Genomic DNA, 18,427 nt, shown 5'->3' with positions numbered 1-18,427 from the left:
CGCCCCGGGCGGCGCGACAGGGGGACGCCCATGCGAACCTTCGCGATCTCGGCGCTGCACGAGCCCCCCTTCCCTGCACGTCGGCACGAGGCCACGGACCGGGTGGCCGAGGAGAGCCTGGCGTGGGCGCGGCATTTCGGTTTGATCACTAACGGTCACCGGCTACAGCGGGCCGATCCCGCCGGCCTGGCCGGGCGGGCCTGCCCGGACGGCCCGGTCGGCCAGCTGCGGCTGCTGGCCGACCTGGTCTGCTGGCTGTTCGTCATGGACGACACCTGCGACGAGGACGGCCTCGGCGACGCGCCCACCCGACTGGCACCGACCGTGGCCGTCCTGCTCGACGTGCTGGACCGCCACGGTGACCCGACGGCGCCGTTGCCCACCGGGGGCGGGGCGCTCGGCGACGCGCTGGACGACCTGTGCCGCCGCGTCCGGGTGTCGGGGCACGCCGGGATGTTCCTGCGCTTCGCGAGCCAGGTCCGGCAGTACCTCATGGCGTTGCTCTGGGAGGCGGCCAACCGCGAGCACTCCCGAACCCCCGGGGTGCGGGAGTACGTGCAGATGCGCCGCCACACCGGCGGCGTGCCACCCACCCTCACCCTCACCGATTTGGCCATCGGCGCGGCGGCCGGGCCCACGCTGCGCGCCGAGCCGGCGCTGGCCGCCCTCGACCTGCTCGCCGCCGACCTGATCTGCTGGTGCAACGACGTCTTCTCCTACGGCAAGGAGAACCGTGCCGGCCCGGACGTCCACAACCTGGTCAGCGTGATCGCCGCGGAGACCGGCGGCGACGAGGCGTCGGCCCTCCGGGCGGCGGCGGACCGGTTCAACCGGGCGCTGGCGGCGTACCTCGAGGCGGAGGCGGCCCTCCTGGCGACCGGCGGTGCGGCGGTGCGGCCGGTGCTGCGGGGGCGGCGCCACTGGATCCGGGCCACCTACGACTGGTCCCGTGTCGCCGCCCGGTACGCCTGACAAACGCGTTCCACCTCGCGGGACGACACCCGCGCCGGATCACCCGGGCTAGCCGAGGCCCGGGTGCAGGCAATACTCTTCGGTAACCGATATTGACGTGACGGTGGTCACGTCACCACCCCCGAAGGCGGCTACAGCGATGGCTCTCGATGTACCGTACCGCTCCATTCCTGACATGTTCCTGAAGCGTGTCGCGGCGACTCCCGACGCCCACGCGTTCGCCCACCCGGCCCCCGACGACTCCGGACCGGTCTGGTTGACCTGGGAGCAGGTGGCCCACCGCGCCAAGGCGATCGCCGCCGGGCTGCACGGGCTCGGCGTCGGTCAGGAGGATCCGGTGGCGATCCTGGCGAACACCCGGCTCGACTGGGTGCTCGCCGACCTCGGCATCATGTGCGCCGGCGGCGCGACCACGACGGTCTACCCGACCACGGAGCCGGAGGACGCGACCTACATCATCGCGGACTCGGGCTCCCGGGTGCTGTTCGCCGAGAACCCGGCCCAGGCCAAAAAGATCGCGGGCGCGGACCTGCCGCGGCTCACCCATGTGGTGCTCCTCGACGGCGCCGCCGACCCCACCGCGGCCGTCCCCCAGCTGACCCTCGCCGAGCTGGAGGAGCAGGGCGCCCGGGCGCTCGCCGCCGAACCGGACCTGATCGAGATGCTGGTCGCCGGGATCGGTCCGGACCACCTGGCCACCCTGATCTACACCTCCGGCACCACCGGCCGCCCGAAGGGCGTCGAGCTGCTGCACGGCGGCTGGTGCTGGGAGGGCGTCGTCCAGGCCCAGACCAGCCTGCTGCGCGACGGCGACCTGCACTACCTCTGGCTGCCGCTGTCGCACTCGTTCGGCAAGACGCTGATCTGCGGCAGCATCCACGTCGGCCTGCCGACGTACGTCGACGGCCGGGTGGACCGGCTCGTCGACATGCTCGGCGTGGTCAAGCCGACGCTGATGTGCGGCGCGCCGCGGGTGTTCGAGAAGGTCTACAACAAGGCCGTCACCACCGCCCAGGGCGCCGGCGGCGCGAAGGCGAAGATCTTCGCCTGGGGCGTCGCCGTGGGCAAGGAGAAGGTCACCCTGGAGCAGGCCGGCAAGCCGGTCCCCGCCGGGTTGAAGCTGAAGTACGCGGTGGCGGAGAAGCTGGTGTTCAGCAAGCTCCAGGCCCGCCTCGGCGGCCGGATCCGGGTGCTCGTCTCCGGCGCCGCCCCGCTCAGCCCCGAGATCGCCACCTTCTTCGCCGCCGCCAACCTGCCGATCTCCGAGGGCTACGGCCTCACCGAGACCAGCGCCGGCAACTTCGTCAACCGGCCGGGCGGGCTCCGCATCGGCACCGTCGGCCAGGCCATGGGCGACCTGGAGTGCAAGATCGACACCGACGGCGAGATCCTGGTCAAGGGCCGCCCGGTGATGCGCGGGTACCACAACCTGCCCGAGGAGACCGCCGCCGCCTTCACCGAGGACGGCTTCTTCCGTACCGGTGACATCGGCAGCCTGGACGACGACGGCTACCTGCGGATCACCGACCGCAAGAAGGACCTGGTCAAGACGTCGGGCGGCAAGTACATCGCGCCGTCGCACATCGAGGGCATGTTCAAGGCGACCTGCCCGTACACCTCGCAGGCCGTGGTGATCGGCCAGGCCCGCAACTACTGCACCATGCTGGTCACCCTCGACCCGGACGCCATCAAGGGCTGGGCCGCGGGGACGCCGTTGGAGGGTCGCAGCTACGCCGAGATCGTCTCCTCGCCCGAGGCGCAGGCCATGGTCGAGGAGTACGTGGCGCAGCTCAACGCCAAGCTCAACCGGTGGGAGACGATCAAGAAGGTCACCATCCTGCCGCGCGACCTCACCATCGAGGACGGTGAGATCACCCCGTCGTTGAAGATCAAGCGGCGGGGCGTGGAGAGCAACTTCGCGGCCGAGATCGACAAGATGTACGCCGGGACGCTCGCCGAGCTGTGAGCACGCCGCCGTGGCCCCGCCCGTCGGGGCGGGGCCACGGCGTCACAGGTGCTCACCTCGCCACCGGGTCTGGTCGGCCTCGGCGGCGAGCTGCTCCTCCAGCGCCACCTGCCGGACGTGCCGCCGGCGCGGCGTGTCGACGACCGTCTGCACCACCGTCGCCGAGGCCACCACGAGCGCGAGCACCGCAAGCGCGATCAGCTCCCGGAGCCCGGCCGCGACGGGCGTCAGCAGGACCAGCACCGCCACCGCCGCGACGGACGGCCAGCGCGCGATGCCCAGCACGCGCCGGCCGAGGGCGGCCAGCGTGAGCAGGTAGACAGTGGCCCCGCCGTGGAGGACGAGGGCGTCGAAGATCCCGAGCCGCTCGCCCCACCGGGGAGTGGCCGGGTCGGCCGCCTCGGCCAGCTGGCCCTTGAGGCCGAGCGCGAACAGGATGATTCCCGCGATCAGCGGCAGGTGCAGGTACGTGTAGGCGTCGCGGGCCAGCCGGAGCCGGGCGACCCGCTCCCGGGTGCGGTGCAGCGTCTGCTCCAGGGCCAGGGCGAGGGTGTCGAAGTACGACCACCAGAACGACGCGACGACCACGATGCCGAGCGTCCCCGCGAGGACCACCGGCCAGCTGAGCGGCAGGCCCGCGGTGAACCCGGGGCCGAAGCCGAGGGCGATGATCGACTCGCCCAGCGCGACGAGGATGATCAGGGCGTGCCGCTCGGCCAGGTGGCCGGCCGAGACCACCACCCAGCCGGTGCCCCACAACACCAGGCCGACGCCGTACTCGACCGCCAGGGCCGCGATCCACAGCCCGAGCCGGACGCCGATCGCCACCCGTTCGTCGGTGAACCGCTGCGGCACGAGCGCGGCGGTGGCGATCAGCACGGTCGCCACCACGGGCGGGAGCGCGAGCAGCAGCCAGTGGCGTCGCAGCGGCGGGTCGGCGCGCACCACCCACCCGAGGACGCCCACCTGGGCGGCGCGGACGACGAAGTAGCACGCGGCGAAGACCAGCGGGCCGGGCAGCCCGCCGGGCTGGTCGACGAAGGCCTGCGGCATGCCGATCGCGAGAACGAAGAGGGCGGCCGTGGTGAGGAACCCGATCAGCGGTATGGCACCCTGGTCGGTCCGGACCACGTTGCCCAGGGCGGCGAACCCCGTCCAGCACCACCAGAGCAGAGCCAGCACCAGCAGTCCGTGCGCCAGCCCTCGGGCGGTGGCGTCGCTGGCGGTCAGGGTGGTGACGGTGAGGAAGGCGAAGACGAAGACGAGATCGTAGAAGAGTTCGAGGCGGGTGGTCCGCGAACCCGGCGCGCTCGGCCGGATCCGCCGCGACCACCGCACGTTCCCCGCGCTCTCCACCTCGGCAGTCTCCCAGGTCGGGGAACGTCCGCAGACCAGTTCACAGGTGTCGCCGACGCCACCGGTTGGCCTCGGCCTCCAACGACTCCCGCTCGACCAGCGCCGTGTCGCGTACCCGCGTGCGCATGTCGCGGGTGGTCCGCAGGCGGACCAGCACGAGCACTCCCATGAACCCGGTGAGCAGGACCAGCGCGGCCAGCACCGGCATGCGGTAGGCCAGCGGCGCGGCGGCCACCAGCAGGGCGCCGGCCGCCAGCGAGAGGCGGTCCAGCCGGCGGAAGGCCCGCCACTCGACCGCCACCAGGGCCAGCAGGAAGATCACGACCCCGCCGTGGAGCACCAGGAGGTCCAGGCCGTCGAGCGTCTCCCGCCCGGGGGTGCGCGGCGCGGCGATCAGGCCGGCGAGCAGCCGTTTCAGCCCCAGTGCGACCAGGATGATGCCGACGATGAGCGGCAGGTGCAGGTACGTGTAGACGTCGCGGGCCAGCGGGATCCGCTCCGGCCCGCGTACGCCGTGCAGCACCTGCTCGACGGCGAATGCCAACAGGTCGAAGTAGAGCCACCAGAGCGTCGCGACGACCGCGATGCCGAGGACGGCGGCCAGGATGGCGGCCACCGTGATGGGCCGACCGGCTCGGCTGGTCGAGCCGACCCCGAGAGCGATCACCGACTCGCCGAGCGCCACCAGCACGATGAGCGCATGCCGCTCCGCCCAGTGACCCACCGACCGCAGCCGCCAGCCGGTACGGGTCAGCATGAACCCCACCGTGTACTCGACCAGCAGCGCCACCGCCCAGAGCGCCAGCCGAACGTCCAGCTCGTGCTCCGGCGCCAGGCGCTGCGGCAGCATCGCCGCCGCCAGGATGACCAGGGCCCCGCCGATGGTGGGTACGGTGAGCAGCACCGACCGGCCGACCGCGCCACGGTCGGGCGGGATGGTGGTCCACAGTGCGATCACCTTCAGCACCCAGGTGACCAGGTAGGCGCTCGCGAAGACGAGCGGCCCGGACAGCCCGCCGGGCTCGTCGCGGAACGCCACCGCCGTGGTCAGGGCGAGCACGAACACCGCCGCCATGATCAGGAAGCCGACAACCGGCATGATCCCCTGGTCGGCCCGCACGACGTTGCCGAGGGCGGCGAACCCGGTCCAGCACCACCAGAGCAGGGCCAGCACGGCCAGCGACTCCAGCAGCGTACGGGGATTGAGATTGGCCGAGGTGAGCGTGGTGACGTTGAAGAACGCGAAGACGAAGACCAGGTCGTAGAAGAGTTCGAGGCGCGTGACGCGGGTCCCCGGACCACCCAGGTTGAGCAACCGCGACCTGCCGCCCCTGCTCACCCCGGCAGTCTTCCAGCCGCTACCCGGCCAGTTCGGATCTTCGGAGAATCACCGCTCTCAGGCGATGACGGCGGGTTCCCGCCACCGGGGGCGCGCGGCCCGGTCCAGGTCGTACCGGACCGCGGCGATGCGTCCCACCGCCTCGACCAGGTCGGCGGCGGGCAGGGTGAAGGGCAGACGCAGGAACCGCTCCAGGGTCCCGTCCAGGCCGAACCGGGGGCCGGGCGCCAGGCGTACGCCGACCTCCTCGGCGGCCCGGGCCAGCGCGCTGGAGATCGGGCCGTCCAGCTCGGCCCAGAGGGTCACGCCGCCGTGGGGCACCGTCACCCGCCAGTCCGGCAGGCGCTCGGCGAGCGCCGCGAGCAGCGCGTCGCGCTGCACGGTGAGTTGGGCCCGACGGGCGGCCACGATGGCCGGGGCGTCGCGGAGCAGGTGCACGGCGACCAGTTGGTCCAGCACCGGGCTGGCCATGTCGACGCCCACCCGGGCGGCGGCGAGCCGCTGCACCTGCGGGGCGGAGGCCCGGATCCAGCCGATCCGCAGGCCGCCCCAGAAGGGCTTGCTCATCCCGCCCACGGTGACCACCCGGGAGTGCCGGTCGAAGCTGGCGGTGGGTGGTGGCACCACGGTGCCGTCCAGAGGCAGGTCCACGAAGGACTCGTCGACGACCAGGTCGGTGCCGACCGCGTGGGCGGTGGCGACCACCCGTTCGCGCAGCTCCGACGGCATCAGGTGACCGGTCGGGTTCTGGAAGTCGGGGATGAGGTACGCGAGCTTGGGGCGGACCTGGCGGAGGCTGCCGAGCAGCAGGTCGGCGTCCCAGCCGGGCTCGGTGACCGCCAGGCCGTGGGTGGTGATCCGGGCCCGTCGGGCGGCGAGGGCGGCCAGCGCGTTCGGGTAGCTGGGTGCTTCCACGAGCACCGTGCCACCCGGACTGTGCGCGAGCCGGAGCACCAGGTCCAGGGCGTGCTGGGTGCCGTTGGTGACCATGATCTGCTCCGGCGAGGTGGGCAGACCCCGCTCGGCGTACGCCTGGGCCACCGCCTCCCGCAGCTCGATGATCCCGGTCGGGTGGTAGCCGGCGCCGCCCAGGTAACGCGGCAGGTCCTCGGCAGCGGCGCGCGCGGCGGGCAGCAGCTCCGGCGGGGCGGCGAGCGCGGCGACGCCCAGGTCGATCATGTCGCGGTCGTCGGAGGGGGTCCACAGGCCGGTGCTGGCCACCCGGTGGTTGCCGGGGAGCATGGTCCAGCTGCCCGCGCCCCGGCGGCTGGCCAGGTGGCCGCTCTCCCGCAGCTCCCGGTAGGCGGCGGTGACGGTGGTCCGGCTGATCCGCAGCGCCTCCGCCAGTTCCCGCTCGGCCGGCAGGCGTACGCCCAGGGGCAGGCGTCCGTCGGCCAGCAGGCCCCGGACGGCACCGGCGAGAGCGGCGTAGTCGGGACTGCGCCGCCGGCCGGGGAGTGCATGCCACTGCCCGAGCAGCCGCGCCAATTGGGCGCCACGCACCTGACTCGTCATGCCACCCCTCCGATATTGGCCTCTCCTGGGCCGCCAATTGGCCCCTAGAGTGGCATGCGTGAGACTGATTGGCAATCTCCGGCATCGGCCGGCACGGCGACTGACCCAGCTCTACGCGGGCCTGGTCCTCTACGGCCTCAGCATGGCCCTGATGATCGAGTCCGGGCTCGGCCTCAACCCCTGGGACGTCTTCCACGAGGGCGTCTCGAAGCGGACGGGTCTCACCTTCGGCACGGTGTCGATCCTCGTCGGCGCCGCGGTGCTGCTGCTCTGGATCCCGCTGCGTCAACGCCCCGGCCTCGGCACGGTCAGCAACGTCCTGGTGATCGGGCTTGCGGTGGACGCGAGCCTGGCCCTGCTGCCGCCGGACGGCCCCCTCCCGGTGCGGATCGGGCTGCTGGTCGCCGGCATCGTGGGCAACGGCGCGGCCACCGCGCTCTACCTCGGCGCGCGTTTCGGCCCCGGCCCCCGCGACGGCCTGATGACCGGCTTCGTCGCCCGCCGGCCCGGGCGGTCGGTCCGCGTGGTGCGCACCGTCATCGAGATCGCCGTGCTGGCCCTCGGCGCGCTGCTCGGCGGGACGGTGTGGATCGGCACCGTCGCGTACGCGCTCGCCATCGGGCCGCTGACCCAGTTCTTCCTGCCCCTCGTCACCGTGCCCGAGCCGGCCCCACCTCCCGCACACCCGGCCCCGGTCCCGGCCGTCTGAGCGCCCCGACCGCGGCGGCGCCGGTCGCACCAGAACGGTGGGTGTCCGGACGGTCGGCGGTGCGTCGCGGCGTCGGCCCAGGTGTTCCCTTCCACCGCGCCGCCCGGCAGAATCCCCACATGGGGGAGAACGGATGGCGGTGGAGCGACGCCTGGATCTTCGTCTCGCTGGTGATCGCGAGCGGTGCCGGACGACACCGGCGGGCCGCGTCCAGCCGCCGACCCGAGGGTGTACGCCTCGCCGACGTCCTCTCCACCGCCGACCACCTCAACCAGGCGATCCCGGAGCGTCACGAGGTGGAGCACGCGGTTCGCCGGCTCGTCGGGGCGGGGTTGGTGAGCGTCTCCGACGGATGGTTCCGCATCACACCCGACGGTGAACGGCTCTGGCGCACCCGTCCGAACGCCGGCCTGGCCACCACCGTCGACACCGTGCAGAGCGCGTTGAGCCGCGCGCACATCCCGGGCAGCGCGGAATGGCACCTCGACGAGGAAGACCACGCGGCGGCCGTGCAGGAGTACGCGGTGCGCTCGATCCCGTCCCCCCGACGCTCCCCGGAGAACGGGCCCGGAGCGGGCTGAGCGGCCCGGGAGCGCGTGCGCCCGTACCGCCGCCGGGAGGCCGCCGGGCGCGGACCGTCAGCGGACCGGGTGGCCCGCCCCGCGCAGCGCGTCCTTGACCTCCCCGACGGACAGCTCACCGAAGTGGAAGACGCTCGCCGCGAGCACCGCGTCCGCGCCGGCGGCGATCGCCGGCGGGAAGTGGGCGACCTCGCCGGCACCACCGCTGGCCACCACCGGGACGTCCACCACCCGGCGCACCGCGCCGATCAGGTCGAGGTCGAAACCGGCCTTGGTGCCGTCGGCGTCCATCGAGTTGAGCAGGATCTCCCCCGCGCCCAGCTCCGCGCCGCGCCGCGCCCACTCGACCGCGTCCAGGCCGGTGCCCCGGCGGCCACCGTGGGTGGTGACCTCGAACCCGCTGGGCGTGGTGCCGGCGGGCGCGCGACGGACGTCCAGCGAGAGCACCAGCACCTGCCGGCCGAACCGGTCGGCGATCTCGGCGATCAGCTCCGGTCGGGCGATCGCGGCCGTGTTCACGCCGACCTTGTCGGCGCCGGCGCGCAGCAGGGTGTCGACGTCGGCGACCCGCCGGACGCCACCGCCCACGGTCAGCGGGATGAAGACCGACTCCGCGGTGCGGCGGACCACGTCGAGCATCGTCCCCCGGTCACTGGAGGACGCGGTGACGTCCAGGAAGGTCAACTCGTCCGCGCCCGCGCGGTCGTACGCGGCGGCCAGCTCCACCGGGTCACCGGCGTCCCGCAGGTCGAGGAAGTTGACCCCCTTGACCACCCGCCCGGCGTCCACGTCCAGACACGGGATCACCCGTACCGCCACTGTCATGCCGTGAGCCTATCCAATCGGGAAGCGGCGGCGACCGGCCAGTGAGGCCGGCCACCGCCGCGTCGCGCCGTGTTAACGGGGGACCCTTCCTCTACCGCAGGCGTTAAGAAGGGGCCCTTCCTTTCACTACAGCCGGACGAGCATCTTGCCGAGGTTCTCGCCGCGCAGCAGGCCCAGGAACGCCTCCGGGGCGTTGGAGATGCCGTCGACGATCGTCTCGTCGTACGAGATGCTGCCGTCGCGCAGCCAGCCCGCCATGTCCTGGACGAACTGGTTCCGCAGGCCGCCGTGGTCGCCGACCAGGAAACCGCGCAGGGTCAGCCGCTTGCCGATGACCAGCGCCAGGTTGCGCGGCGCGGCCGGCGGCTCGGTGTCGTTGTACTGCGCGATCATGCCGCAGATCGCGGCCCGACCGTGCAGGCGCATCGACGAGATCGCCGCCTCCAGATGGTCGCCACCGACGTTGTCGAAGTACACGTCGATCCCGTCCGGGGCGGCGGCCTTCAGCGACTCGCGGACCGGCCGGTCGTGGTAGTCGAACGCGGCGTCGAAGCCGAGCGCCTTCAGCCGCTCGACCTTCGCCGCCGAGCCCGCGCTGCCCACGACGTGCGCGGCGCCCTTGAGCTTGGCGATCTGCCCGACGAGGCTGCCCACCGAGCCGGCGGCGGCGGAGACGAAGACGGTCTCCCCGGCCTTCATGCCGGCGACGTCCAGCAGACCGGCGTACGCGGTGAGCCCGGTCATGCCGAGCACGCCCAGGTACGCGCTGACCGGGGCCAGCGTCGGGTCGACCTTGCGGGCTGCCTTCGCGTCGAGCAGCGCGTACTCGCGCCAGCCGAGACCGTGCAGCACGGTGTCGCCGGGCTCGAACCCCTCGGCCTCGCTCGCCACCACCTCACCGACGGCGCCGCCGTCGAGCGGGCCGTCGAGCGCGAAGGGCGGCACGTACGACTTGACGTCGTTCATCCGCCCCCGCATGTACGGGTCGACCGACATGAACAGGTTGCGGACCACGACCTGGCCCGGACCCGGCGTCGGCACCTCCGTCTCGACGAGCCGGAAGGTGTCGGCGGTCGGCCAGCCCTGCGGGCGGGAGGCCAGGTGGATCTCACGGTTGGTGCGCACGGTGTCGTCCTTTCGTCGCGCGCGATCGAGGGGGACCGGGTGCGGCGCTCAGGACGCCAGGGCCGCGCGGACGGTGCGGGCGACCTCGACGTTGCCACGGGTCGCGTTCGAGTAGGGGCAGACCTGGTGGGCCTGCTCGACGATCTGCTCGGCGGCCGTACGCTCCACCGCCGGCAGGTCGACCACGAGGGCCACGGTCAGCCCGAAGCCACCGCTGCCGTTGGGGCCGATGCCGACCTCGGCCTCGACGACCGAGCCGGTCACGTCGACCTTGGCCCTGCGCGCGACGAGCCGCAGCGCCGAGTGGAAGCAGGCCGCGTAGCCGGCGGCGAAGAGCTGCTCCGGGTTGGCGGCGTTGCCGGCGCCACCCATCTCCTTCGGGACGGCCAGGTCAAGGTCGACCGTGCCGTCGGAGGTGCTGACGTGACCGTCGCGGCCGTCGCCGGTGGCCCGGGCGGAGGCGGTGTAGAGCACCTGCATGGTCGTCACTGCTCCTTCTGTCGGTGGATCGTGTCGGTGACCCGGATGAGGGTGTCGCGGAGGGCGAACAGCTCGTCGGCGGTCAACCCGGTCGCCCGGGCCACGCACGCCGGCACGTCGTCCATCCGGTCCCGCAGGGCCCGCCCCTCGGCGGTCAGCCCCACCTCCACCCGTCGCTCGTCGCGCACGGACCGCCGCCGGACCACCAGGCCCGCCGCCTCCAGCCGCTTGAGCAGCGGGGAGAGCGTGCCGGAGTCCAACCGCAGGGCCGCGCCGAGCTCGGAGACGGTGAGACCGTCGGCCTCCCGCGCCTGCGCGTCGTGCCCGGTGTCGCGTGCGTCGCGCTCCCACAGGACCAGCAGCACCAGGTACTGCGGGTAGGTGAGCCCGAACCCGTCGAGGACGGGCCGGTACACGTCGGTGAGGGCGCGCGACGCCGCGTAGAGCGCGAAGCACACCTGCCGGCGCAGCACCAGATCATCGGTCACGACGAAGAACGTAGCCCCCAATTAAATTGTGCACAACCTTTCTGTCGAGGGGCCGACCGTGACCAGCACCACGACCTGGGGCCGGGGCCGGGGGTCGTGCGAACCGCCGGCCGGCTGGTCAGCCGTCGCCGAGGTACGCCTCGAGCTCGACCTCGACCAGGTGGTCGGGGTCGAGCAGGCCGGCGACCACCACCATGGTGGCCACCGGGCGGACCGCGCCGAGGACCGCGTTGTGCGCCCGGCCGACCTCGTCGGCGTACGTGCGGTCGGTCACGTACAGGCGGGTCCGGACCACGTCGCCGGGTCCCGCGCCGACCTCCGCGAGCGCGTCCAGGGCGATCCGCAACGCCTGGGAGGTCTGCGCCGCCGCGTCCCCGACGTGGGTGACCACACCGTCGACGGTGGAGGTGCAGCCGGCCGTGACGGCGCGGTCGCCGGCCCGAACGACCCGCGCGTAGCCGTACACCGACTCCCACGGGCCGCCCGAGCCGAGGCGGGTGACGGTCACGCCGTGGCCAGGGTTTCCAGCGCCTCGGCCACGGTGAACGCGCCGGCGTAGAGCGCCTTGCCGGCGATCACACCCTCCACGCCCACCGGCTCCAGGGCCGCCAGCGCCCGCAGGTCGTCCAGGGTGGAGACACCGCCGGAGGCGATCACCGGCGCGTCGGTGCGGGCGCACACCTCGCGCAGCAGGTCCAGGTTCGGCCCGCGCATGGTGCCGTCCTTGGTGATGTCGGTGACCACGTACCGCGTGGCGCCGGCCTTGTCCAACCGCTCGAGCACCTCCCACAGGTCACCGCCGTCGCGGGTCCAGCCCCGGGCGGAGAGCGTACGACCGCGCACGTCCAGCCCGATCGCGACGCGGTCGCCGTACTCGCCGCACACCCGGTCGCACCAGACCGGGTCCTCCAGGGCGGCGGTGCCGATGTTCACCCGGGCGGCGCCGGTGCCGAGGGCCGCGTGCAGCGACTCGTCGTCCCGGATGCCGCCGGACAGCTCGACCTTGACATCGAGCTGCCGGACCACCTCGGCGAGCAGGTGGGCGTTGGATCCCCGGCCGAACGCCGCGTCCAGGTCCACCAGGTGGATCCACTCCGCGCCGTCGCGCTGCCAGGCGAGCGCCGCCTCCACCGGGTCGCCGTAGCTGGTCTCGCTGCCGGCAGCGCCCTGGACGAGGCGGACGGCCTGCCCGTCGGCGACGTCCACGGCAGGCAACAGGGTGAGGGTCACGTCTCTTCTCCTCGGTTCACGTACGACGGTCCAGTGCGATCACCACGATCGCCGGCAGTACGAGCAGCAGCAGCGCGATCAGGCCGATCCGCAGGGCCAGGTCGGGCACCAGCGACCAGATCAGGAACGCCGCGACCAGGGTCAGCAGCACGATCACGGCCCGCTCGCCGCGACTGTGCCGGTAGAGCCGGCCGGTCCGGCCGCGCCGCAGGGCGGGCGTCACCCGGCGGACCAGCGCCCGACGGCGGGCCCGCCGGGCCACCTGCCGATCCCGCACGGCCCGCTGCCGGGCCGCCTCGGCCTCCCGCACCGCCCGTCGGCGGGCCCGTTCCTTGCTCACCGCGCCACCTCCGCCGGCACGTGACCGGCCGCGGACGCCCGGGACGCGACGAGCGCGGCGGGCACACCAGCGACCGGGCTCGCCGGGCGCGGGCGCGGCGACCGGCGGCGGCGGTCAGTCACCGGTCGGGAGGGTGGCGAGCCAGTTGCGCAGGAGCGCGGCACCGGTGTCGGCGGACTTCTCCGGGTGGAACTGCGCGGCGGAGAGCGAACCCCGCTCGACGGCCGCGACGAAGTCGGACCCGTGGTGCGCGACGGTCACCCGGGCGCCGGCGGCGGCCAGCCCGGCCACGTCGTTGACCGCGTACGAGTGCACGAAGTAGAAGCGGCTGTCGGCGGGCAGGCCGCCGAAGAGCACCGAGCCCTCGGGCGCCCGCACGGTGTTCCAGCCCATGTGCGGCAACCGCTCGGCGGCGAGCTTCGTCACCCCGCCCGGCAGCAGCCCCAGGCCCTTGGTGACCACGCCGTGCTCGTCGCCGTGCTCGAAGAGCACCTGCATGCCCACGCAGATGCCGAGCACCGGACGGCCGGCGGCCACCCGCTCCGCGATGACCGGCCCGGCGCCGAGCTCCTCGATCCCGGCCATGCACGCGGCGAACGCGCCGACGCCCGGCACCACCAGGCCGTCGGAGTCCGCGGCGGCGGCCAGGTCGTCGGTGACCGTCACCTCGGCGCCGGCGGCCGCGAGAGCACGTTCCGCCGACCGCAGGTTGCCCGACCCGTAGTCGAGCACCACCACACGACTCATGACCCCTCCCCCGGGAACAACCACAGCAGGCCGCCGGCCGTGGCCAGCGCGGCGAGCAGCCCGGTCACCACCACCGCGCCCCGCGGGGCGCCCTGCCGGTGCAACGACCAGGCGCCGCCGACCAGCACCCCGGCCAGGATCAGCAGCAGTGTCGGCAGTGCGGCGCTCATCAGAGGGCACCCTTCGTGCTCGGCACCACGCCCGGGTTGCGCTCGTCGAGGGCGGTCGCCTCGCGCAGCGCCCGGGAGACCGCCTTGAACTGGGCCTCGACCACGTGGTGCGCGTCCGGGTGCCCACCGGGCCGAGCCGCCCGCAGCACGTCGACGTGCAGGGTGATCCGGGCGGACTGACCGAACGACTCCCAGATGTGCCGGGTCATGCTGGTCGGGTAGACCGGCCCGATGTACGGCGCGAGCGCCGGCTCGTCGTGCACCACGTACGGGCGGCCGGAGAGGTCGACCGCGGCCCGGACCAGCACCTCGTCCATCGGGACGGTCGCCGAGCCGTACCGGCGGATGCCGGCCTTGTCCCCCAGCGCCTGGTCGAACGCGGCGCCCAGGGCGAGCGCGGTGTCCTCCATCGTGTGGTGGGCGTCGATCTCCAGGTCGCCGACGGTGCGGACGACCAGGTCGAAGCCGCCGTGCCGGGCGATCTGGTGCAGCATGTGGTCGTAGAAGCCGACCCCGGTGCTGATCTCGGCCTTCCCGGTGCCGTCCAGGTCGATCTCGACCAGGACGTTGGTCTCCTTGGTGATCCGCTCGATCCGGGCGGTGCGACTCATGACAACTTCTCCATTGCGGCGAGGAACGCGTCGGTCTCGGCGGGGGTGCCGGCGGTCACCCGCAGCCAGCCGGGCAGCCCGACGTCGCGGACCAGCACCCCGGCCTCCAGCAGGGTGCGCCAGGCGGTGGCCTGGTCGACGGCTCCGGGTCGCAGCGCGGCGTCAGACGCGCCGAGCCGGAGTTGTCGGTCGACGGCGAAGAGGACGAAGTTCGCGTCGCTGTCGGCCACCCGGTGGCCCCGGGCCCGCAGCTCGGTGACGATCCGGTCCCGCTGCTCCATGATCGCCGTCACCGTGCCGAGCAGGGCGTCGCGGTGCGCCAGCGCCGCGCGGGCGGCGGCCTGGGTGAGGGCGGACAGGTGGTACGGCAGGCGGACGAGTTGCACCGCCGCCACCACCGCCGGATCGGCGGCGAGGTAGCCGAGCCGGCCGCCGGCGAAGCCGAACGCCTTGCTCATCGTCCGGGTGACGACCAGCCGCGGGTGGCCGGGCAGCACCGCGAGCGCGCTGACCGTGCCGGGCCGGGCGAACTCGGCGTACGCCTCGTCGACGACCACCATCCCGGGCGCGACGTCCAGCACCGCGGCGACCACGGCCGGGTCCAGCGCGGTGCCGGTCGGGTTGTTCGGCGAGCAGAGGAACACCACGTCCGGCCGGTGCTCACGGACCTGTCCCACGGCCTCGTCGGCGGTGAGGCCGAAGTCGACGCCCCGCACGGCCGGGATCCACCGGGTCCCGGTGCCGAGCGACAGCAGCGGATGCATCGAGTACGCCGGGACGAAGCCCAGCGCCGAGCGGCCCGGACCGCCGAACGCCTGGAGGAGCTGCTGCTGGATCTCGTTGGACCCGTTGGCCGCCCACACCTGGTCGACGGTGAGCCCGTGGCCCAGGTACGCGGCCAGGTCGGCGCGCAGCGCCACGGCGTCGCGGTCCGGGTAGCGGTTGAGGTCGCGCAGCTCCGCCGCGAGGGCCTTGCCGATCGCCTCGACCACCGGCTCGGGCACCGGGTACGAGTTCTCGTTGGTGTTCAGCCGCACCGGCACGTCCAGCTGCGGGGCGCCGTACGGCGACAGCCCGCGCAGGTCGTCCCGCAGCGGCAGGTCGGACAGGGAGGTCACGACACTCCCCCGGGGAAACGGACGCTGACCGCCTGGCCGTGCGCGGGCAGGTCCTCGACGCCGGCCAGGGTCACCACGTGCGGCGCGACCTCGCGCAGCGCGTCCCGCGTGTACTCCACCAGGTGGATGCCGCGCAGGAAGGACTGCACGGACAGACCCGAGGAGTGCCGGGCGCAGCCGCCGGTGGGCAGCACGTGGTTGGAGCCGGCGCAGTAGTCGCCGAGGGACACCGGCGCCCAGGCGCCCACGAAGATCGCCCCGGCGTTGCGGACCCGCAGCGCCCACTCGCGGGCGTTCTCGGTCTGGATCTCCAGGTGCTCGGCCGCGTACGCGTCGACGACACGCAGCCCGGCCTCCAGGTCGTCCACGAGTACCGCACCGCTCTGCTCACCGGTGAGCGCGGTGGTGACCCGCTCGGCGTGCTTGGTGGCCGGCACCTGCCGGGCCAACTCCCGCTCGACCGCGTCGACCAGCTCGACCGACGGGGTGACCAGCACGCTGGCCGCGAGGGGGTCGTGCTCGGCCTGGCTGATCAGGTCGGCGGCGACGTGCGCCGGGTCGGCGGTCGCGTCGGCCAGGATCGCGATCTCGGTGGGGCCGGCCTCGGCGTCGATGCCGACCACGCCGCGCAGGAGCCGCTTGGCGGCGGTGACCCAGATGTTGCCCGGGCCGGTGATCATGTCGACCGGGTCGCAGTGGGCGGTGCCCTCCGCGTCGACCGCGGAGCCGTACGCCAGCATCGCCACGGCCTGGGCGCCGCCGACGGCGTAGACCTCGTCGACGCCGAGCAGCGCGCAGGCGGCGAGGACCCGGGCGTCGGGCAGGCCGCCGTTCTCCTGCTGCGGCGGGCTCGCCACGACCAGCGACCGGACGCCGGCCGCCTGGGCGGGCACCACGTTCATCACCACGGTCGACGGGTACATCGCCAGGCCGCCGGGCACGTAGAGGCCGACCCGGTCGACCGGCACCCAGCGCTCGGTGACCGTGCCGCCGGGCACGACCTGGGTGGTGTGGTCGGTGCGGCGCTGGTCGGCGTGCACCTTCCGGGCCCGGCTGATCGACTCCAGCAGTGCGGCGCGCACCTCCGGGTCGAGGGTGCCCTCCGCCTCGGCGATCGCCTCGGCGGGCACCCGCAGCACCTCCGGGGAGATCCCGTCGAACCGAACGCTGGCCTCCCGGATCGCCGGGTAGCCATGCTCCCGTACCGCCTCGACGAGCGGGCGGATCCGCTCGACCGCCACGGAGACGTCGAGCTGGGCACGGGGCAGCAGGCGGCGCGGGTCACGGACGCCACCGCGCAGGTCGATCCGGTTCAACACCCTTGCGAGTCTAGGCGGCCGGTCGTACGGCCACCCGCGCCGCCCGGTCGACACCGACGGTGAGCCGGGACACGCCGTCCCGCGGGGATCCGGCTAGGCTCGACGCGTGACTGCGCGGCTGCCGGTGTTTCCGCTCGGAACGGTGCTCTTTCCCGGCCTGGTGCTTCCGCTGCACATATTCGAGGAGCGTTACCGCGCTCTCGTGCGGCACCTGGTGGACCTGCCCGCCGGAGCGCCCCGCGAGTTCGGCGTGGTGGCGATCCGCGCCGGCTGGGAGGTCGCCGCGACCGGCCCGAACGGGCGGCCCGCGCCCGGCGGCGGCGACGTCGCGCTGCACGAGGTGGGCTGCACCGCCGAGCTGCGGCAGGTGACCGAGCTCACCGACGGGGGCTACGACATCGTCACCGTGGGGCGACGGCGCTTCCGGATCACCGGCGTCGACACCGAGGCCGCGCCCTACCTGACCGCCGACGTCGAGTGGCTGCCGGAGCCGGGCGCGCCGGACGAGGCGGCGGACCTGCTGGCCGCCCGGGTGATCTCGGTCTTCCGGCAGTACCTGGGCCTGATCCGTTCCGACCCGGAGGAGATCTCCGAGCAGCTGCCGGAGGACCCGACGGTGCTGTCCCACCTGGTCGCCGCGACAGCGGCGCTGACCGTGGCGGACCGGCAGCGCCTGCTCGCGATCGACGACACCGCGACCCGGCTGCGCGCCGAGCTGCGCCTGCTCAACCGCGAATCGGCCCTGCTGCGCCAGGTGCGGGCGGTTCCGGTGCCGCTGGCGGAGCTGGCGTCGCCGCCGACCCCCAACTGACCGGTTCCGCCTCCGGACGCAGCGACGGCCAGCGGGACCAGCCGGCCAGCAGGGTGTACGCGACGGCCGCACCGAACGCGGGCAGCAGCAGGTTGCCGTGCGGCACCGGGATGAGGCCGAACACCAGGTCCACCCCGCCGGCCCGCAGGTCGGCGGGCTTGCCGAACGCCTGCCCGTCCGGTGCGGTCGCGAGCAGCCGCTCGTAGGTGTCCAGCCCGACGCGACGGCCGGCCTGCCACGCGACCACCGCGGCGCCGAACGACCCGACCACGGCGGCGAGCAGACCGACCGGTCCCCGTACGCGACGCAGCGCGAACCAGAGCCCGAGCGCGGCGAGCACCCCGAAGCCCAGGCCGAGGAGGCTGAACCAGCCGTCGGCGGCCATCGGCTGCTCCGGCTGCGGCTCGGCGTAGACGGCGCCCTCGGCGACCTTGCGCACCGGGGTGTCCGGTGCCAGCGCCGCCCAGAGCAGCCCGAGCGGCACGCCCAGCACGGCCAACGCCAGCGCGGCGAGCACTCCGCGCCGCACCGCCCGGCCCCGGGGCAGCCCCGGCTCCACGGGGACCGGAGGGGCGGGGTCGTACCACGCGCCCGGGTGCGGTCCGCCCACGCCCGGGTACGCGGCCACCGGCCCGTCCGGGGACACCGGTGTGGGGGCGCCCGGATCGTCGGCGGGGCGGTCGCGGTCGCGGTCGGGGGTGTCCGGGCTCACCCCGTGATCCTCT

Annotated in this window: 21 protein-coding genes; 5 read left to right on the top strand and 16 right to left on the bottom strand. The window is 73.8% G+C overall.

Annotated features, from left to right (window positions below; translation table 11 throughout):
- Window positions 1-30 precede the first annotated feature (30 nt).
- Together ACIBR0_RS05425 and ACIBR0_RS05420 are read left to right on the top strand one after the other, a co-directional pair.
- Entirely contained in the window at window positions 31-972 is a 942-nt protein-coding gene (locus ACIBR0_RS05425; RefSeq protein ID WP_396712807.1) for a terpene synthase, read from the top strand.
- Window positions 973-1,111: 139 nt separating this feature from the next.
- Window positions 1,112-2,938 (top strand): long-chain fatty acid--CoA ligase, encoded by a 1,827-nt coding sequence (locus ACIBR0_RS05420; protein WP_357040186.1) that lies wholly within the window; start codon window positions 1,112-1,114, stop codon window positions 2,936-2,938.
- A 42-nt stretch (window positions 2,939-2,980) separates the two neighbouring features.
- On the opposite strand, the gene ACIBR0_RS05415 is transcribed toward ACIBR0_RS05420, so the two are convergent.
- From ACIBR0_RS05415 to ACIBR0_RS05405, 3 genes are read right to left on the bottom strand one after another with little or no spacing between them, the layout of a single operon-like run.
- The gene (locus tag ACIBR0_RS05415; RefSeq protein WP_396712806.1) at window positions 2,981-4,294 is read right to left on the bottom strand and encodes a low temperature requirement protein A; all 1,314 of its coding nucleotides are present in this window, start codon (window positions 4,292-4,294) and stop codon (window positions 2,981-2,983) included.
- Between the two features lie 40 nt (window positions 4,295-4,334).
- Window positions 4,335-5,633, bottom strand: coding sequence for a low temperature requirement protein A (locus ACIBR0_RS05410; protein WP_396712805.1), 1,299 nt, complete (start codon window positions 5,631-5,633; stop codon window positions 4,335-4,337).
- 57 nt (window positions 5,634-5,690) lie between these two features.
- Entirely contained in the window at window positions 5,691-7,148 is a 1,458-nt protein-coding gene (locus ACIBR0_RS05405; RefSeq protein ID WP_396712804.1) for a PLP-dependent aminotransferase family protein, read from the bottom strand.
- Window positions 7,149-7,206: 58 nt separating this feature from the next.
- Here ACIBR0_RS05405 and ACIBR0_RS05400 point away from each other — a divergent pair, with 58 nt between their 5' ends.
- Both ACIBR0_RS05400 and ACIBR0_RS05395 read left to right on the top strand, forming a co-directional pair.
- Window positions 7,207-7,857, top strand: a complete 651-nt coding sequence (locus tag ACIBR0_RS05400; protein WP_396712803.1) for a YitT family protein — start codon at window positions 7,207-7,209, stop codon at window positions 7,855-7,857.
- A 119-nt stretch (window positions 7,858-7,976) separates the two neighbouring features.
- Window positions 7,977-8,438, top strand: coding sequence for a hypothetical protein (locus ACIBR0_RS05395; RefSeq protein ID WP_396712802.1), 462 nt, complete (start codon window positions 7,977-7,979; stop codon window positions 8,436-8,438).
- A gap of 57 nt (window positions 8,439-8,495) precedes the next feature.
- Here the strand turns inward: ACIBR0_RS05395 and hisF are convergent, their stop codons facing one another.
- From hisF to hisD, 12 genes are all read right to left on the bottom strand, one after another.
- Window positions 8,496-9,263: an imidazole glycerol phosphate synthase subunit HisF gene (hisF, locus tag ACIBR0_RS05390; protein ID WP_396712801.1), complete on the bottom strand. Its 768-nt coding sequence runs from the start codon at window positions 9,261-9,263 to the stop codon at window positions 8,496-8,498.
- Between the two features lie 126 nt (window positions 9,264-9,389).
- The gene (locus ACIBR0_RS05385) at window positions 9,390-10,388 is read right to left on the bottom strand and encodes an NADP-dependent oxidoreductase (protein WP_396712800.1); all 999 of its coding nucleotides are present in this window, start codon (window positions 10,386-10,388) and stop codon (window positions 9,390-9,392) included.
- Window positions 10,389-10,436: 48 nt separating this feature from the next.
- The gene (locus ACIBR0_RS05380; RefSeq protein WP_396712839.1) at window positions 10,437-10,868 is read right to left on the bottom strand and encodes an organic hydroperoxide resistance protein; all 432 of its coding nucleotides are present in this window, start codon (window positions 10,866-10,868) and stop codon (window positions 10,437-10,439) included.
- A gap of 5 nt (window positions 10,869-10,873) precedes the next feature.
- Window positions 10,874-11,356 (bottom strand): MarR family winged helix-turn-helix transcriptional regulator, encoded by a 483-nt coding sequence (locus ACIBR0_RS05375; RefSeq protein ID WP_396712799.1) that lies wholly within the window; start codon window positions 11,354-11,356, stop codon window positions 10,874-10,876.
- A 118-nt stretch (window positions 11,357-11,474) separates the two neighbouring features.
- Window positions 11,475-11,864, bottom strand: coding sequence for a Rid family hydrolase (locus tag ACIBR0_RS05370; RefSeq protein WP_396712798.1), 390 nt, complete (start codon window positions 11,862-11,864; stop codon window positions 11,475-11,477).
- Window positions 11,861-12,586, bottom strand: coding sequence for a bifunctional 1-(5-phosphoribosyl)-5-((5-phosphoribosylamino)methylideneamino)imidazole-4-carboxamide isomerase/phosphoribosylanthranilate isomerase PriA (gene priA, locus ACIBR0_RS05365; RefSeq protein ID WP_357034755.1), 726 nt, complete (start codon window positions 12,584-12,586; stop codon window positions 11,861-11,863). The genes ACIBR0_RS05370 and priA overlap by 4 nt, the downstream gene beginning before the upstream one ends.
- Window positions 12,587-12,602: 16 nt before the next feature.
- The gene (locus ACIBR0_RS05360; RefSeq protein ID WP_396712797.1) at window positions 12,603-12,926 is read right to left on the bottom strand and encodes a hypothetical protein; all 324 of its coding nucleotides are present in this window, start codon (window positions 12,924-12,926) and stop codon (window positions 12,603-12,605) included.
- Window positions 12,927-13,040: 114 nt separating this feature from the next.
- Complete coding sequence (gene hisH, locus ACIBR0_RS05355; RefSeq protein WP_396712796.1) at window positions 13,041-13,673, bottom strand: imidazole glycerol phosphate synthase subunit HisH; 633 nt, start codon at window positions 13,671-13,673, stop codon at window positions 13,041-13,043.
- Window positions 13,670-13,843 carry a hypothetical protein gene (locus tag ACIBR0_RS05350; RefSeq protein ID WP_396712795.1) on the bottom strand — a complete coding sequence of 58 codons (174 nt, stop codon included), beginning with the start codon at window positions 13,841-13,843 and terminating at the stop codon, window positions 13,670-13,672. Before ACIBR0_RS05350 ends, hisH begins: the two co-directional genes overlap by 4 nt.
- Window positions 13,843-14,454, bottom strand: coding sequence for an imidazoleglycerol-phosphate dehydratase HisB (gene hisB / locus ACIBR0_RS05345; protein WP_396712794.1), 612 nt, complete (start codon window positions 14,452-14,454; stop codon window positions 13,843-13,845). Before hisB ends, ACIBR0_RS05350 begins: the two co-directional genes overlap by 1 nt.
- Window positions 14,451-15,572 (bottom strand): histidinol-phosphate transaminase, encoded by a 1,122-nt coding sequence (locus ACIBR0_RS05340; RefSeq protein ID WP_396712793.1) that lies wholly within the window; start codon window positions 15,570-15,572, stop codon window positions 14,451-14,453. The genes hisB and ACIBR0_RS05340 overlap by 4 nt, the downstream gene beginning before the upstream one ends.
- Window positions 15,569-16,891, bottom strand: a complete 1,323-nt coding sequence (gene hisD, locus ACIBR0_RS05335) for a histidinol dehydrogenase (protein WP_357039384.1) — start codon at window positions 16,889-16,891, stop codon at window positions 15,569-15,571. The genes ACIBR0_RS05340 and hisD overlap by 4 nt, the downstream gene beginning before the upstream one ends.
- Before the next feature lie 106 nt (window positions 16,892-16,997).
- Between hisD and ACIBR0_RS05330 the strand changes: the two genes are divergently transcribed.
- On the top strand, window positions 16,998-17,702 hold the full coding sequence (locus ACIBR0_RS05330) for an LON peptidase substrate-binding domain-containing protein (RefSeq protein ID WP_396712792.1): 705 nt from the start codon (window positions 16,998-17,000) through the stop codon (window positions 17,700-17,702).
- Here the strand turns inward: ACIBR0_RS05330 and ACIBR0_RS05325 are convergent.
- Window positions 17,617-18,414 (bottom strand): DUF2567 domain-containing protein, encoded by a 798-nt coding sequence (locus ACIBR0_RS05325; protein WP_396712791.1) that lies wholly within the window; start codon window positions 18,412-18,414, stop codon window positions 17,617-17,619. The genes ACIBR0_RS05330 and ACIBR0_RS05325 overlap by 86 nt on opposite strands.
- Window positions 18,415-18,427: the final 13 nt, after the last annotated feature.

It is taken from the genome of Micromonospora sp. NPDC049497 (assembly GCF_044465805.1).
GTDB lineage: Bacteria > Actinomycetota > Actinomycetes > Mycobacteriales > Micromonosporaceae > Micromonospora.
This window is presented reverse-complemented; position numbering and strand designations above follow the sequence as displayed.